Raw genomic sequence first — 15,072 nt, forward strand, 5'->3', positions numbered from 1 at the left:
GGTGGTGGTTGCCCTGGGTGGTGGTTGTCCGGGACGGTGGCCGTCCGGCGGCGGGGGAACGGGCGCTATCCGTGCCCGGGGCGGTGGCCGGGGGCGGGGGTGTGCGCGGGAGACGGCCGGTGCGCGTACGGCTGCGCGTGGTCCCGAGCCTGCGCGTGCTCCTGCACCTGTGCGTGCTCGTGGGCCTGTGCGTGTTCATGGGCCTGAGCTGCGAGGACCGCGGCCTGGACGCGGCGTTCCACGCCCAGCTTGCCCAGCAGCCGGGAGATGTGGTTCTTGACGGTCTTCTCCGAGAGATGGAGCCGGCCGGCGATCTGCCGGTTGGTGAGCCCCTCGCCGATCAGCTCCAGTACGGCCCGCTCCCGCTCCGACAGCACCGCCAACCGCTCCTCCTCCGGCGCCTTCGCCTCCCCGGGCCCCCGTAGCGAACGCATCAGCCGGGCGGTGGTGGCCGGGTCCAGCATCGACTGCCCGGTGGCCACGGTCCGTACCGCCGCCACGAGATCGGCGCCCCGGATCTGCTTGAGCACATAGCCCGCGGCCCCGGCCATGATCGCGTCGAGCAGCGCGTCCTCGTCATCGAACGAGGTCAGCATCAGACAGGCAAGACCCGGCATCCGCGACCGCAGCTCCCGGCAGACGGCGATGCCGTCGCCGTCCGGGAGCCGGACGTCCAGCACCGCGACATCGGGCCGCAGCGCGGGCCCCCGGGCCACCGCCTGATCCGCGGTCGCCGCCTCCCCGGCCACCTCCATGCCGGGCTCGTCGTCGATCAGATCGCGCAGCCCCCGGCGTACCACCTCGTGGTCGTCCACGAGGAAGACACGGATGGCGGCCCCGGTGACCGGAGTGTCGGACATGACGCCCCCTGCGAGCGGTACGGGTCTACCCGTATTGTCCGCCCTCCGGCGGTCCGGGACGGGGTCGAGGCGAGGCGGGAGCGGCACGGGGCGGGCGCCGGGTGAGCACTTCGGCGTGCGCCGTGTGGGCCGTCGTACCGCGCGAGGGGGCCGACCGGCCCATGCGCGGTGGGGGCTGTCCGGCGGACGCTGGACGGGTGGGCACCGGGCCGGCGGCCGGGAAATCCCTCCCGGGCGAGGGTCTCCCGTCCCTCCCGCGAAAGGACGTGCATCATGACCGAGCACGATCAGGACCGTGGTCCCGGTGCAACGCCGCCTCCGGCGGGCAGCGATCTCGGGCGGCGGGTGCGGTTCCGGCGGCGGCGTCTCGGGCTGAGCCTTGCGGAGGCGGCGGCGCGGGCGGCGGCCTCGCCCGGTTACCTGCGGCATGTGGAGGAGGAGCCCGCTCAGCCGGGTGCCGCCTTTCTGCTGCGGCTCGCCGATGCGCTGGAGACCACGGTGGCGGAGCTGGTGGGCGGGACCGCGGAGTTCCCCCCGGGGCTCGCGGGGGCCGCGGCCCGGCCCGAGGTGCTGGTGCTCGACGCCGCCGACTGCTGGGCGCACCTCGCGACGCACGGCGTCGGCCGGCTCGCGGTCACCGTCGACGACGCCCCCGCGATCTTCCCGGTGAACTACACCGTCACCGACCGGAGGATCGCTTTCCGTACCGCCCCGGAGTCCGGGCCTGCCGCGGCCGCCGGGCACCGGGCCGCGCTGGAGGCCGACCACCTCGACGACGCGTTCGGCGAGGGCTGGAGCGTCCTGGTGGTGGGCCCGGCCCGGGCGGTCACCGACGCCGCCGAGGCCCACCGGCTGACGACGGCCGCCCCTTCCGGCCCCTGGGTGGGCCCGCACCCGCTCTGGATCGTCCTCGACCCGGAACGCGTCACGGGCCGACGGATCCGCGCGGCGGGTATGCCCCTGTCCACCTCTTCCTGAAGCGGGCGCGGGGCCCCGGGCCCGGAGCAACGACGGACGGCGGGCCGGGGACGGCAGCCGAGGGCAGGCGACCGCAGACCGCAGACCGCAGACCGCAGACCGCAGACCGCAGACCGCAGAAAACGAACGCCCCCTTCCGCCCCCGCTTCCGCCTCCTCACGCCGTAGCCCTGCTCCTGATGTCCTCCGCCACCGACACCACCCCGTCCACCCCGGCGCACATCCGGGTGAGGACGGGGATCAGGAGCGGATCGTCCACCGCGCCGTGCAGGGTGACCTGGCCCTTGGCGACCTCGGCGGTGACGCCGGCCGCGCCGAGGCGGGCGAGGCGTCCGACGATCTCATGGGTGATCTCCTCCCGGATCGCCTGGTCCCGCCGCAGGAAGACCCGGAGCAGGTCGCTGCGGCTGACGATGCCCAGCAGCCGGTCCGTCTCGTCGACCACGGGCAGCCGCTTCACGCTCTGCACCTGCATCAGCCGGGCGGCCTCCACGACCGTCCACTCCGGGTGTGCGCAGACCGCCGGGGCGGACATGAACTCCCCGGCGGTGCGGCCCTCGGCCCGCTCCCGTTCCCAGGCCTCCAGGTGCGGCAGCGGCGTCCGGCCGGTCAGATCGGAGCGGTCGGCCACCTTCCGCAGCAGATCGGCCTCCGAGACCATCCCCGCGGGCCGGCCGAGGCCGTCGAGGACGGGGACCGCGCTCACCGCGTTGTCGGCCAGGATCTGCGCGATCTCCTTGAACGGTGTCTCCAGCCGCACGCTCACCACCTTGCGCGTCATGAGTTCACCCACCGTGCGGTGTTCCATGACCGGCTCCTTTCCGCCACGGCACCCGCGCCCGGGCCCTGCCCCTTCAGCATGGCCGGGCGCGCGCCGCCGTGGCATGGGCCGGTCGGCCCCCGGGCGGGTCCGGGGCGGGGACATCCAGCCCTGGTACGTGCGGGCCGGACCGGCGACCCTGGAGGAAACCGGCCGTTCGCCGAAACCGGCCGTCCGTCGTCCGCTCCGTCCAGGAGGTGCCGGTGTCCGCTCCCCCTCTCGACGACACGCTGGTGAGGACGCTCGTCGCCGACGCCGTCACCGCGCCGTCGCAGCACAACACCCAGCCCTGGCGGTTCCGCTACGCCCGGGCCGACCGCACGCTGACCCTCACCGCCGACCCGGACCGGGCCCTGCCGGAGGCCGACCCCGCCGGCCGCGCCCGCCATCTGGGCTGCGGCGCCGCGCTGCTGAACCTGCGGGTCGCCGCGGCCCACGCCGGACTCCGCGCGGCGCCCGCCCTGCTGCCCGATCCGGAGCGGCCCGACGTCCTCGCCTCCGTACGCCTGGACGCCGCCGCCGACGCCGACCCCGGCCTCGCCGCTCTCCACACAGCGGTCCGCGCCCGGCACACCAGCCGGGTGCCGTACACCGACCGGGAGATCCCGCCGCCCGAGCGCGCCGCGCTGCTCGCGGCGGCCGCGGCCGAGGGGGCGTGTCTGGCCTTCCTGACCGGGCAGCACCGCGAGACCGTCCTCGGCCTGATCGAGCAGGCCGAGGGCTACGACCGGATGGACGCGGCCCGCGACGCCGAACAGCGCCGCTGGACCCGCGGGAGCGCGGCCGGGCCGCCGGCCGACGACGGCGTCCCCGACTACGCCTTCGGCCCCCGCTCACCGGACGCGGCGGCGCCCCTGCGGGACTTCGCCGGGCGGCAGGCCCAGCCGGACCGCGCCTACGCCACGTTCGAGCACCGTCCCCAGCTCGCGACGCTGAGCACGCCCGGCGACGCCCCGGCCGACTGGCTGCGGGCGGGGCAGGCGCTCCAGCGCGTCCTGCTGGAGGCCACCCGCCGCGGGCTCGTCAGCTCCTTCGCGACCCAGCCCGTCGAATGGCCCGATCTGCGCTGGATCCTCCGCGACCCGGTGTCCGGCACCGGCCACGTCCAGATGATCCTGCGCCTGGGCTACGGCCCGGAGGGGCCCGCGACGCCCCGGCGCCCCGTGGAGCAGGTGCTGACGATCGTGCCGTGACCGGGCGCCGCGCCCGCCGTACGAGGAGGAGCCATGGAACCGGAAGTGATCACCGTGGGGCTGGACGGCTCCGCGGAGAGCCTGGCGGCGGCGCGGTGGGCGGCCGAGGAGGCGGAGCGGCGGCACGCCGTGCTGCGGCTGCTGCACGCCTGGATCCTGCTGGCCGCCGAGGCGCCCGACACCCCGCCGGACCGCGATCGGAACGCCGGTGCCCGGCGCCTCGTGGAGCAGGCCCTCGACGAGGTCCGCGCCGGCCATCAGGACCTGCGGATCATCGAGGACCTGGTCGGCTCCGAGGCCGTACCGGCGCTGCTGCGCGCGGCGGAGGAATCGCGGCTGCTCGCGCTCGGTTCGAGGGCGCTCACGGCATGGGAGAGCTATGTCCTCGGCGATGTCAGCCTGGAGGTGGTGGGCCGGGCCGGCCGCCCGGTCGTCCTGGTCCGGGAGGGCTGGTCCGGGCGCCCGGCGTTCCCCGCGGCCGAAGGGGAGGACGTGCCGCTGCCCGCCCCGCACGTGGTCGTCGGGATGGGCCTGAAGGGCAGCTGTGACGCCCTCCTCGCCTTCGCCTTCGACGCCGCCGAGAGCCGCGGTCTGCCGCTGCACGCGGTGCACGGCCGGGCGCTGCCCGTCACCGCCTACGCGCCCTGGGGCGTCGATCCCGATGCCGCCGAGGAGTTCGTCAAGGAGAGCGAGGAGGCGGTGCGGGCGGCGGTGCGGCCGTGGCAGGAGCGCCACCCCGGGGTCGAGGTGGCGGTGACGGTGCGGCCGGAGAACCCGACCCGGGCCCTGCTGCGCAGCGCCCCCGGGGCCGTCCTGCTGGCGGTCGGCCGCCGGCGGCGGCACGCCTTCGTCCCCCGGGTGGGGCCGGTCGCGCACGCCGCGATGCACCATGCGGCCTGCCCGGTGGCGGTGGTCCCCGACGAGCGGCCCGGGTGACGGCGTCCCGCTGCGCCGGGGCCGGGTGTGGCGGAAGCTGGGGGAAGGGCGTGCACGGGCGCGCCGCTCCGGTGCGCCGGAGACCCGCCTCGCGGAGGTCGCCATGGAGAACCGGCAGCAGGACCACGGACGCATCGTCGTGGGCGTGGACGGCTCGGAGCCGTCGCAGGAGGCGCTGCGCTGGGCGCTGCGCCAGGCGGAGCTGACGGGGAGCACCGTCACCGCGGTGATGGCGTGGGAGTATCCGCCGCTCTACGGCTCCGTCGGCTGGATGGACACGCCCCAGGACTTCCGGGCCTCGCTGGAGCGGTCGGCGGGCCAGGAGCTGGACGACGCCGTCGCGAAGGCCGTCCGGCCGGGTTCCGGGCCGCCGGTGGAGAAGTTCCTCGGGTACGGCACGGCCGCCGGGGTGCTGCTGGACGCGGCCCGCGGCGCCGATCTGCTGGTCGTCGGCAGCCGCGGGCGGGGCGGGTTCACCGGGGCGCTGCTGGGCTCGGTCAGCCATCACTGCACGGCGCACGCCCCGTGCCCGGTGGTCGTCGTCCGCGAGATCGAGCCGGTGGCGGACGACGCGTAGGGCGCGCCCCTCAGCTGCCGTTGCCGTCCCCCGGTGCGTCCGGCCGCTCCGTCAGCAGCCTGGTGCGGAAGAGGTCCAGGACCTGGTCGAGGGCGGCGCGGGTCGGCTGGCCCGGTGCGTCGATCAGATGCTCCGTCACGACGGAGTGCGGCGGCATGACGGCGTCGGGGTTGGCGTCCTCGTCGTCCAGTTCGACGGCGGTGAACGCGTCCCCCAACTCGCGGCGCAGCGCGGCGAACCGCTCCCCGGGGACGAAGCGGTCGCCGCGGAAGCGCATGCCGAGGACGCGCAGATCGCCGCGGGCGCAGCGGTCCTTGACGACGGCCAGCTCCGCCGGGGAGATGTCGAGGGCGCGGCGGCGCGCGGCGGTGACCGGCAGCGGCAGCGAGGGCTGGGAGAGGACGGGGGCGAGCAGCCGTTCGTCGGTGGCCATGGCGAGGGCGAAGCCGCCGGTGACGCACATGCCGATCGCCCCGACGCCGGGGCCGCCGCACCGCTCGTGCTCATGGGCGGCGAGCGCCCGCAGCCAGCTGACGACCGGGGAGCTGCGGCCGGTGGCGAGGAGCGTGAACTCCCTGCTCACACACAGCTTCAGGAAGGTGGACCCGACGTACGCCCGGGCGCGCAGCGCGCCGTGCGCCGACGGGTCGGGGTCGCGTCCGGGGGTGCCGAAGAGGACGGGCAGCACGGCGGTGCACCCGATGGCGGCCACGCGTTCGGCGAACCCCAGGACCTTGGGGGTGATGCCCGGCACCTCGGACATCACGATCACGGCGGGCCCGGTGCCGCGGCGCAGCACCCTGCGGGTGACGCCGTCGTGCGTGAAGGTGGTGCGCCCGAATCCTTCGAGCCCGTGATCCGCCATGGCCGCCTGTCCGTCCGATGTCGTCGCCGATGCCCCGTGCGGGCAGCCGTGCCCCGGGGCGTGTGCCCCTGACAGTGCCAGTGGCCCGCCGTCCGTGTCCCCGATTTTCTGCTTTTCCCCGCCTGCGGCGCACGCCACCGGGCCGTGTCCGCCCGGCGTACGGGCACGACACGCGCGCCGGGTCGCACCTTGGGCGCGCCGGGCCGGGAGACGATGCCCGGCAGGGCTCGGCAGCGGGGCCGGGGCCTGCCGGGAAGGCGAGCGATGGGCGCGGGGCGAAGCGGACGGGCCGGGGCTCGGGGCGGCGGCGCGGTGGAGCAGCCGAACCTCGTCGCACCGGCGGACGTCCCGTCGCTGTCCGCGCGGCTTTGGCTGCTGGTGGTGGCCACCGGGGTGCTGGCGGGGCTCGCGGGCGCCGCGCTGATGGTGCTGCTGCACGCGGCGGCCCAGCTCACGTACGGGCAGGGTCGGGGAGTTTTCCGGCCGCGGTCGAACGGGCGGGCGCGGGCCGCCGGGTGGTGGCCCTGGCCCTCGCCGGGATGGTGGCCGGGGCCGGCCGGTGGCTGCTGCGGCGGTGGACGGGGCCCGGCGGTCCGGAGGTGAGCCGGGCGCTGTGGCAGGACGAGGGGCGGCTGCCGCTGCGGCGCAGTCTGGGCACGGCGGTGCTGTCCGTGGTGATCGTCGGCATGGGCGCGTCGCCGGGCCGGGAGGCCGCGCCGCGGCTGGCGGGCGCGGCGCTCGCGTCCCGGCTGTCCGACTGGGCCCAGCTGCCCACCGCGCACCGCAGACTGCTGGCCGCCTGCGGCGCCGGGGCGGGCATGGCGTGTGTGTACAACGTTCCGCTGGGCGGGGCGCTGCTCACCCTGGAGGTGATGCTCGGCGTGCTGTCGCTGCGGCCGGCGCTGCCCGCGCCGGCCACCTCGTGCCTGGCCACCGCGGTCTCCTGGCTGGTGCTGCCCACGGGCCGACCTACCGGCTGCCCGAGGTGGGGCTGTCCGCGTCGCTGCTCGTGTTCGCCCTGGTGATCGGCCCGTTCGCCGGGTGGGTGGCGGTCGGCTGGGTGCGGATGATCCGGATCGCGCACGGACGGCGGCCGACGGGGCGGGGGCTGCTCGCCGGACCGCCGCTGGTGTTCACCGCGGTCGGCGCGCTGGCCGTGCCGTACCCGGAACTGCTCGGCAACGGCAAGGACATCGTCCAGCTCACCCTGGGCGCGCAGTTCGGCGTCGCCACGCTGGTGGCGCTGTTGCTCCTCAAACCGCTGGCCACCGCGGGCAGTCTGGGCAGCGGCGCCGGCGGCGGGCTCTTCACCCCGACGCCGGCCACCGGCGCGCTGCTCGGTTCCCTCGCCGGGCAGGGCTGGACGCTTCTCTGGCCGGGCCCGGCCGCGGGCTTCGCGATCATCGGCGCGGCGGCCGTCCTCGCCGCGGCGATGCAGGCGCCGGTCGCCGCCGTCGTCCTGGCGCTGGAACTCACCCGCACCCTCGACGCCCTGATGGTCCCGCTGCTCCTCGCGGTCACCGGCGCGGTGCTCGTCTCCCGCCGGTGCGACACCCCTTCGCTGTACTCGGTGCGGCTGCCCGCCCAGTGACCGGGGCGTACGGCGTCGGGCGCGCGCCCGGCGTGGCGCGGCGCGCCACCGGGCGCCGGCCGGTAGGACACTTCCCCATGGGCGACCACACCGGGCAAGAGCCCCACGAGGGCGGGCGGACCGGCTGGTACAGCGCCGGGGTGGGCGGCGTCGGCGCGGCGAGCTTCTTCAGCGACTCCGGGCACGAGATCGCCACCGCCGTGCTGCCCGGCTTCCTCACCGCCACCCTGCACGCCTCCCCGGGCGCGCTCGGCGTGGTCGAGGGCGTCAGCGATGCGCTCACCGGCGTCGCCAAGCTGGCCGGCGGCCCGCTGGCCAACTCCCCGGCGCGCCGGGCCAAGATCGCCACCGGCGGCTACCTCGGCACGGCGCTGGCCACCGGCGCCCTCGGCCTCGCGCAGTCCGTGTGGCAGGTCGGCGCGCTGCGCGCCACGGCGTGGGCCTCGCGCGGGATCCGGTCGCCGGCCCGGGACGCGCTGTTGGCCTCCCTCGCCCCGCCGCGCGCCTACGGGCGGGCCTTCGGCCTGGAGCGGGCCGGTGACAACCTCGGCGCCGTCGTCGGTCCGCTCCTCGCGGCGCTGCTGGTCTCCCTGATCGGCATCCGCGCCACGCTCTGGTGCGCGGCGCTGCCCGGTCTGCTCGCGGCGGTGGCCATCACCTTCGCGGGCCGCGAGGCGCGCCGCATCCTCGCGCAGCCGTCCGCCCGGCGCCGTATCCGGCTCCGCCTGGGCGATCTGCGGCGCGCCGGGATGGTGCGCGCGCTACTGCCGGTGGCCCTGTTCGAGATCGGCAACGTCGCCGTCACGCTGCTCATCCTGCGCGCCACCGGGCTCCTGCACCACGGCGCCCGCGACCTCGCCGCCGCCACCTCGCTGGCCGTGCTGATCTACGCGGCGCACAACGCGCTCGCCGCCGCCGTCGCGTACCTGGGCGGCCACTGGATCGACCGGGCGGGCCCCCGCGTCGCCTTCGCCACCGGCGGCGTCCTCTACCTGGCGGCGTACGGCATGTTCGCCGTCCCCTGGCACGGCTGGCCGCCGCTGCTGGCCGCCTTCGTGCTGGCGGGCAGCGGCATCGGGCTGGTCGAGCCCGCCGAGTCGACGCTGGTGGCGGGGATGCTCCCGGACGCGCTGCGCGGCAGCGGCTTCGGTCTGCTCGGACTCGTCCAGTCCCTCGGCGACTTCGCCTCCTCGGCCGTCGTCGGCCTGCTGTGGACGGTCTTCGGCCCGGCGGTCGGCTTCGGCTACGCGGCGGCGTGGACCGGGGCGTCGGCGGTGGCGGTGTGGGCGACCGGACGCGGACGGCGGTGACCTCGGCCGCGGCGCATCCGCGCGGGGCGCGCCGCGGGCTTCGGCCGAGGGGGTTCGCCGGTGCGTGCGCCGCGGTCGCTACGCGGGGCGCACCGCGGGCTTCGTCCGGGGTGCGCGGTTGCTGGTCCACACCGCGGCGATCACCAGGGCGCAGCCGCCCAGCTGGGTCACGGTGGGCGTCTCGCGGAGGATGAGGAGGGCGAACGCGATGGCCATGACCGGCTGGAGGAGCAGCAGCGCCGCCGCGGTGTTGGGCGGGAGCAGCGGCCCGCCCTTGCTGATCAGCAGCCAGGCCGCGACCTGGCCGAGGAGCGCCAGCGCCACGATCCAGCCCCAGGAGGCGGCCGGGACGGCCAGCGGCAGCCCGGTCGTGAGAAGGCTGATGACGCCGGAACTGACGGTGGCCGCGGCCGTCGAGACGCAGACCGGGGTCACCACGTGCCGCGGTGAACTCCGGCCGCAGCGGCGGATCAGATACAGGTACACCGCGTAGGCCGTGCCCGCGCCGACGCCCAGCAGCGCGCCCCGCACGGGGTGCGCGGCCTGCTCGCCGGAGCCGGTGACGCCGCCCGCCAGGGTGATGCCCATCAGCATCAGCGGGCAGGCCAGCAGGAAGCGGCGCGTCACGCGGGTGCCGTCCCAGACCCGGGCCAGCAGCGGGAAGACGATCACCTGCACGTTGATGAGCACGGTGGAGACCGCGGCGCCGATGTCCAGGATGCTGAGGGTCCACATCACGTAGTCGGCGCCGAGGAACACGCCCGCGAGGATCGCGTTCCGGTGCAGCGCGGCGGGCATCGCGCCGCGCCGGCGGGTCTCGTACACGAGCATCGGCACGAGGGCGAGCAGGGCGACGGCGCAGCGCAGAAAGGCCGCGGTGCCGGCGTTGACGTCGGCCAGCTTGACGAAGACGGCCGACATCGAGAGGCAGGCGGCCCCTCCGACGATCAGAGCGGCCGCCTTCGGCTGGGTGCCCGGCGTCTCCGGGACACGTTCGGGGGCGGGGGTTCGGGGCTTCGGTACGGCTTTCACGCCAGGCAGCCTTCCCCCGTCGACGCGACGGCATCACTTACTGTTCGTGCGCTGCCTTCCCCGGGCTTCGCACGGCGGGTCGCGAGAGCATGCGCGTCTTCGACGCGGCGCAGGTCAGAGGCCTGCCGCCGTGCGCAGCGCCGCGACCCGGTCGGTGCGCTCCCAGGTGAACTCGGGGAGTTCACGGCCGAAGTGGCCGTACGCGGCGGTCCGGGAGTAGATCGGGCGGAGCAGGTCGAGGTCGCGGATGATCGCGGCGGGGCGGAGGTCGAAGACCTCATCGATGGCCTGCTCGATCTTGTCGGTGTCGACGGCGGCGGTACCGAAGGTCTCGACGAAGAGACCGACCGGCTCCGCCTTGCCGATGGCGTACGCCACCTGAACCTCGCAACGGGAGGCGAGACCGGCCGCGACGACGTTCTTGGCCACCCAGCGCATCGCGTACGCCGCGGAGCGGTCCACCTTCGACGGGTCCTTGCCGGAGAAGGCGCCGCCACCGTGCCGCGCCATACCGCCGTACGTGTCGATGATGATCTTGCGGCCGGTCAGCCCCGCGTCACCCATCGGGCCGCCGATCTCGAAGCGGCCGGTCGGGTTGACCAGCAGACGGTAGCCGTCGGTCTCCAGCTTGATGCCGTCCTCGACCAGCTCCCCCAGCACGTGCTCCACGACGAACTCACGGATGTCGGGCGCGAGGAGGGACTCCAGGTCGATGTCGCTCGCGTGCTGCGAGGAGACCACGACGGTGTCCAGACGGACCGCCTTGTCACCGTCGTACTCGACGGTGACCTGGGTCTTCCCGTCGGGGCGCAGATAGGGGACCGTGCCGTTCCTGCGGACCTCGGACAGGCGCTTCGACAGGCGGTGGGCCAGGAAGATCGGCAGCGGCATCAGCGTCGGTGTCTCGTCCGACGCGTAACCGAACATCAGGCCCTGGTCGCCCGCGCCCTGGCGGTCCAGTTCGTCGCCCTCGTCCCGTGCCTCGTACGCCGCGTCGACGCCCTGCGCGATGTCCGGGGACTGCGCGCCGATCGACACCGAGACGCCGCAGGAGGCGCCGTCGAAGCCCTTCTTCGACGAGTCGTAGCCGATGTCCAGGATGGTGTCGCGCACCAGTTGGGCGAGCGGCACGTACGCCTTGGTCGTGACCTCGCCGGCCACATGCACCAGGCCGGTCGTGATGAGCGTCTCCACCGCGACACGGGACGTGGGGTCCTCGCGCAGCAGCGCATCGAGAATGGCATCGCTGATCTGGTCAGCGATCTTGTCGGGGTGCCCCTCGGTCACGGACTCCGAGGTGAACAGACGGCGGGACATGGCGTTCTCCAGGATGGGGAGGCGGTGAGGTGACGCGACGTCACGGAAACTTGGTCCCCCTCCGGCGGAGGGGGACCAAGGCGGCGCCCAGTTGCTCCGGCGCGCGGAAGGGAGGGGCGACGGCGGCCGCGCGGGCACGGTCCCGCTCGGCTCTCATGGGTCTCGACGGCCACGCGAGCACCGACGCCGTGCCCGCGCAGCTCTCCGAGTCCCTTGCCGCACACGAACATGACGCCGTGTCATTTACGGGACCGGCGCACCGAATCCGCCCCCTCACGCAATGCCCCAGGGACGGGCAGGCCGAGGGAGCGGACGGCCGTTACTTCAGGCATCGTCCTTGACGATGGTGATGTTGTTGAAGCCGCAGGTCGCAGTGGTCTGGCGGTTGCTCCGCATCCACTCCTTCATCTCCGCCTCGATTTCCGCCCGGCTCTCCGGCGACAGCTCCAGGGTGTAATTCCTGAATGCGGTGGCCATCAGGAGATTCCAGCCCGCGTCGGGCGTCTGGTAATCCATGATGACGGACCGGTGGGCGAGATTGACCCGCTGCCCGTTCGTCACCTCTCCGAGGAGCGTCTTCAAGAAGCGGATGTCTTCCGTGCTGCGCCAGGGCGTGGGGGCCTGGAGGTCGTCGGTCTTGCTCTGCGCCAGGTCCAGGAGGACGCCGGAGATGGGCGCGAGGAAATTGCGCCCCAAGGTGCAGAGGACCAATTTTCCGCCGGGCTTGACGGCGCCCCACAGTTTCGTCAGGAAGGCCTTGAGGTCCGAGGCGAAGAAGGGGCCGCAGGACGACACGACGATGTCGTACGCGGCGGCGTCGAACTGCGCCTTCTCCATGTCCTCCACGACGAACTCGATGTTCTTCAACCCCGCGGCCTCGGCCTTTGCCTTGGCTTCCTCGATCATGGAGGGGGCGACATCTATGGCCAGCGCGTGTCCGGTCGGCCCGGCGATCTGCGCCGCCCGGACGATCGCGTCGCCCGTCCCGCAGGGCAGATCGAGTATCCGGTCGCCTTCCTTCACCGCCATGTCGGCCAGCAGCGGGTCGCGTATCACATGGGGAAAGGTGTCCTGGATCTTCGTGTACTCGTTTGCCGCCTTCTGGAACGTGCCGCGAGAGTCGAATCCAGCCATTTATTGAATCCCCTTCAGGTCTGTGAGCCTGTGATGCCGGGCGAACGGTCGCACTCAATGGAATACGTGCTGGCGAGCTCCCTCTGCACCCCTGATTCGGGGCGGGGTGTCCGAGGATCTCCAGAAGGATTCAGGAGAGGGAATTCAGCGGCTTCACCTCGGCCGCGTCCCACCCATTTATTTTGCGGAGCGCGGCACCGAGGGAGGAAGTGTCTCCCGATCATGGTGGTGCGAACACCAGTGGTGCGGAGAATCCGATCCGTGCCCCGGGTGAGAATCCGCAGCGAGCCGGCCACGCCAGCGGACGGGCAGGCGCCGGGGGCCTCGTATGAGCAGGCCCTGGCGCCAGGGCAGGGACGCCGGATCCTGGTCCAGGGCCAGGTCGGGGCAGCGTTCGAGGAGTGCGGTGATCGCGGTGGCCGCCTGGAGCCGGGCGAGGGGGGCGCCGAGGCAGTAGTGGATGCCATGGCCGAAGGAGAGGTGGCCGCCCGTGGCCCGGCGGATGTCGAAGCGGTTCGGGTCCGGGAAGCGGGCGGCGTCCCGTCCGGCGTCGGCGAGCGCGATCAGCACCAGCTCGCCGCCGCCCGGGACGGTCACCCCGCCGATCGTCACCGGCCCGGTGGTGAAGCGGTACGTCGTCGTCTCGACCGGACTCTCATGGCGCAGCACCTCCTCCACGGCGTTGCCGATGAGGCCCAAGTCGGCGCGCAGGGCCTCGAGTTGGTCCGAGTGGCGGAGCAGGGCGAGGACGCCCGAAGCGATGAGGTTGACGGTGGTCTCGAAGCCGGTGACCAGCAACAGCCAGGACATGCCGATGAGTTCGTCGGCGGACAGGCGGTCGCCGTCCTCGTCGGTGGTGCGGATGAGGGCACTGATCAGGTCGTCGCCGGGCCGGCCGCGCTTCTCGTCGATCATGCCGGTCAGATAGGCGGTCATCGCGCCGGTCGCGGCGCGGCGGGTGTCGCGGTCCGGGCTGCTGAGGGCCTGTTCGGCCCAGGTGCGGAAGGAGCCGCGGTCCAGGGAGGGGACGCCGAGGAGTTCGCCGATGATGCCGATCGCGAGCGGGAAGGCGAGGGCCTCGACGAGGTCGGCGCGTCCGTCGGGCGTCGCGAGCATGGCGTCGAGGAGTGCGCCGGTCAGGGCCGCCACGCGCGGCTGGAGGGTCTCCACGCGGCGCGGGGTGAACTCCCTGGAGACCAGCTTGCGCAGCCGGGTGTGGTCCGGCGGGTCCGAGCTGAGCAGGTTGTGGCCGGCGGACAGCCGGGCCAGCGGCAAATCGGGGGACGCGTTTTCCCAGTTCTTGGACAGCGCGGGGTCGGTGAGGGCGTCCTTGCAGGCCTCGTACCCGACGACGAGCCAGGCCTCCGCGCCCTCGGGGACCCGCACACGGTGCACGGGACCGCGGGCGCGGAGTTCGGCGTAGACGGGGTGGGGATTTCTGAAGAATTCCTCGCCGAACGCCCCGAAGTCCGCTGCGACATCCGTTTTCATGGTGAGCTGCTTCCCTTGATCGGTGCTGGATGCACGAACCGGTCAGCCATACGGTGTTCACGAACAGGCAACGGGGCGTTCCACTTCTTTATGACCGTGTTTCCACGGGCATGCCGCTACCGCCGTACCGCTTTACGGCTCTACGGAGAGGTTTCGCTTCTCAAAGACTTCCCGGGCCGTCCTGATGGCGTTGAGGACGCGCGGGAAGCCGGCGTACGCGGTCACCTGGGTCAGGGTCTCCACGACCTGGGTCGGGCTCAGGCCGACGTTGAGGGCCGCCCCGACGTGCACCGCCAACTGGGGCGCCGTGTCGCCGAAGGCCGTCAGGGCGGCGACGGTGACGAGCTGCTTGCGCTGCGGCGAGAGCCACGGCCGGTGGTAGATGTCGCCGAAGGAGAACTCGACGACGAAGCGGGCCAGGTCCGGGGCGATGTCCTTGAGGGAGCCCACGACGTCCAGGCCGTGCTGGCCGTCGATCCTGATCAGGTTCTCGGCGCCGCGCTCGTAGCGGTCGCGGTCGTCGTCCATGACCACCGGCTCGGCGGTGACACCGTGTTCGGCGAAGACGGCCCGGGCGACGCGGATCGCGTTGAGCACGCGCGGGAAGCCCATGAAGGGGACCAGGTGGACGAGGGCTTCCACGATCTCCACGGGCGTGACGCCGAGCTGGAGGGCCGCGTCGATGTGGAAATTCAGCTGGGGTTCGCTGTCCCCCAGCGCGGCGAGCGCGCCGACCGTGGCCAGCTCGCGCTCCTGCCGGTCGAGTCCGGGGCGGTCGAAGATGTCGGCGTAGGCCCACTCGACGACGAAGCGGCCGAGGTCCGGGGCGATGTCGGCCAGCGCGTCGACGATGGCGGCGCCGCGCTCACCGGAGATCTCGCCGAGGACGGTGCGGCCGCGCTCGAATCGGGTGCCGGTCTGCGCGGAAGGGGAATTGGGCTCATTCATGCTGCACCATGCTAGTAATTA

Annotated in this window: 14 protein-coding genes and 1 pseudogene; 7 read left to right on the top strand and 8 right to left on the bottom strand. The window is 73.9% G+C overall.

Translation table 11 applies throughout. The features are described 5' to 3' along the window. Positions 1–185 precede the first annotated feature (185 nt). Positions 186–860 (bottom strand): annotated as a pseudogene (locus ABT345_RS24035) (response regulator); the annotation flags it as partial. Positions 861–1,133: 273 nt separating this feature from the next. Between ABT345_RS24035 and ABT345_RS24040 the strand changes: the two are divergent. After that, entirely contained in the window at positions 1,134–1,838 is a 705-nt protein-coding gene (locus ABT345_RS24040) for a pyridoxamine 5'-phosphate oxidase family protein (protein ID WP_345091401.1), read from the top strand. Between the two features lie 156 nt (positions 1,839–1,994). On the opposite strand, the gene ABT345_RS24045 is transcribed toward ABT345_RS24040, so the two are convergent. Then, on the bottom strand, positions 1,995–2,645 hold the full coding sequence (locus ABT345_RS24045) for a CBS domain-containing protein (RefSeq protein ID WP_345091404.1): 651 nt from the start codon (positions 2,643–2,645) through the stop codon (positions 1,995–1,997). Between the two features lie 215 nt (positions 2,646–2,860). Here ABT345_RS24045 and ABT345_RS24050 point away from each other — a divergent pair, with 215 nt between their 5' ends. The 3 genes from ABT345_RS24050 to ABT345_RS24060 all read left to right on the top strand — a co-directional run bounded on the left by ABT345_RS24050 (position 2,861) and on the right by ABT345_RS24060 (position 5,363). Continuing rightward, the gene (locus ABT345_RS24050) at positions 2,861–3,850 is read left to right on the top strand and encodes an Acg family FMN-binding oxidoreductase (protein WP_345091407.1); all 990 of its coding nucleotides are present in this window, start codon (positions 2,861–2,863) and stop codon (positions 3,848–3,850) included. Positions 3,851–3,883: 33 nt separating this feature from the next. Continuing rightward, positions 3,884–4,786 (top strand): universal stress protein, encoded by a 903-nt coding sequence (locus ABT345_RS24055; protein ID WP_345091410.1) that lies wholly within the window; start codon positions 3,884–3,886, stop codon positions 4,784–4,786. Positions 4,787–4,889: 103 nt separating this feature from the next. Further along, positions 4,890–5,363, top strand: coding sequence for a universal stress protein (locus ABT345_RS24060; protein WP_345091413.1), 474 nt, complete (start codon positions 4,890–4,892; stop codon positions 5,361–5,363). A gap of 10 nt (positions 5,364–5,373) precedes the next feature. On the opposite strand, the gene ABT345_RS24065 is transcribed toward ABT345_RS24060, so the two are convergent. Continuing rightward, positions 5,374–6,228 (bottom strand): dienelactone hydrolase family protein, encoded by an 855-nt coding sequence (locus ABT345_RS24065; RefSeq protein WP_345091416.1) that lies wholly within the window; start codon positions 6,226–6,228, stop codon positions 5,374–5,376. A 515-nt stretch (positions 6,229–6,743) separates the two neighbouring features. Here ABT345_RS24065 and ABT345_RS24070 point away from each other — a divergent pair. The 3 genes from ABT345_RS24070 to ABT345_RS24080 all read left to right on the top strand — a co-directional run bounded on the left by ABT345_RS24070 (position 6,744) and on the right by ABT345_RS24080 (position 9,129). Further along, the gene (locus ABT345_RS24070; protein WP_345091419.1) at positions 6,744–7,253 is read left to right on the top strand and encodes a chloride channel protein; all 510 of its coding nucleotides are present in this window, start codon (positions 6,744–6,746) and stop codon (positions 7,251–7,253) included. After that, the gene (locus ABT345_RS24075; RefSeq protein WP_345091422.1) at positions 7,214–7,819 is read left to right on the top strand and encodes a chloride channel protein; all 606 of its coding nucleotides are present in this window, start codon (positions 7,214–7,216) and stop codon (positions 7,817–7,819) included. The genes ABT345_RS24070 and ABT345_RS24075 overlap by 40 nt, the downstream gene beginning before the upstream one ends. Before the next feature lie 77 nt (positions 7,820–7,896). Continuing rightward, the gene (locus ABT345_RS24080) at positions 7,897–9,129 is read left to right on the top strand and encodes an MFS transporter (protein WP_345091425.1); all 1,233 of its coding nucleotides are present in this window, start codon (positions 7,897–7,899) and stop codon (positions 9,127–9,129) included. Between the two features lie 78 nt (positions 9,130–9,207). Here ABT345_RS24080 and ABT345_RS24085 read toward each other — a convergent pair whose 3' ends face one another. The 5 genes from ABT345_RS24085 to ABT345_RS24105 all read right to left on the bottom strand — a co-directional run bounded on the left by ABT345_RS24085 (position 9,208) and on the right by ABT345_RS24105 (position 15,051). Continuing rightward, a complete protein-coding gene (locus tag ABT345_RS24085) occupies positions 9,208–10,161 on the bottom strand; it encodes a DMT family transporter (protein WP_345091428.1) in 954 nt (317 codons plus the stop codon). 114 nt (positions 10,162–10,275) lie between these two features. Next, positions 10,276–11,478 carry a methionine adenosyltransferase gene (gene metK / locus ABT345_RS24090; RefSeq protein WP_345091431.1) on the bottom strand — a complete coding sequence of 401 codons (1,203 nt, stop codon included), beginning with the start codon at positions 11,476–11,478 and terminating at the stop codon, positions 10,276–10,278. A 324-nt stretch (positions 11,479–11,802) separates the two neighbouring features. Continuing rightward, positions 11,803–12,612, bottom strand: coding sequence for a class I SAM-dependent methyltransferase (locus ABT345_RS24095; RefSeq protein WP_345091434.1), 810 nt, complete (start codon positions 12,610–12,612; stop codon positions 11,803–11,805). A 177-nt stretch (positions 12,613–12,789) separates the two neighbouring features. After that, positions 12,790–14,103, bottom strand: coding sequence for a cytochrome P450 family protein (locus tag ABT345_RS24100; RefSeq protein ID WP_345091437.1), 1,314 nt, complete (start codon positions 14,101–14,103; stop codon positions 12,790–12,792). Between the two features lie 132 nt (positions 14,104–14,235). Next, positions 14,236–15,051, bottom strand: coding sequence for a carboxymuconolactone decarboxylase family protein (locus tag ABT345_RS24105; protein WP_345091440.1), 816 nt, complete (start codon positions 15,049–15,051; stop codon positions 14,236–14,238). Positions 15,052–15,072: the final 21 nt, after the last annotated feature.

Origin of the sequence: Streptomyces sp. NPDC000404, from assembly GCF_040300365.1 — a bacterium.
Classification (GTDB): Bacteria; Actinomycetota; Actinomycetes; order Streptomycetales; family Streptomycetaceae; genus Streptomyces; species Streptomyces ramulosus.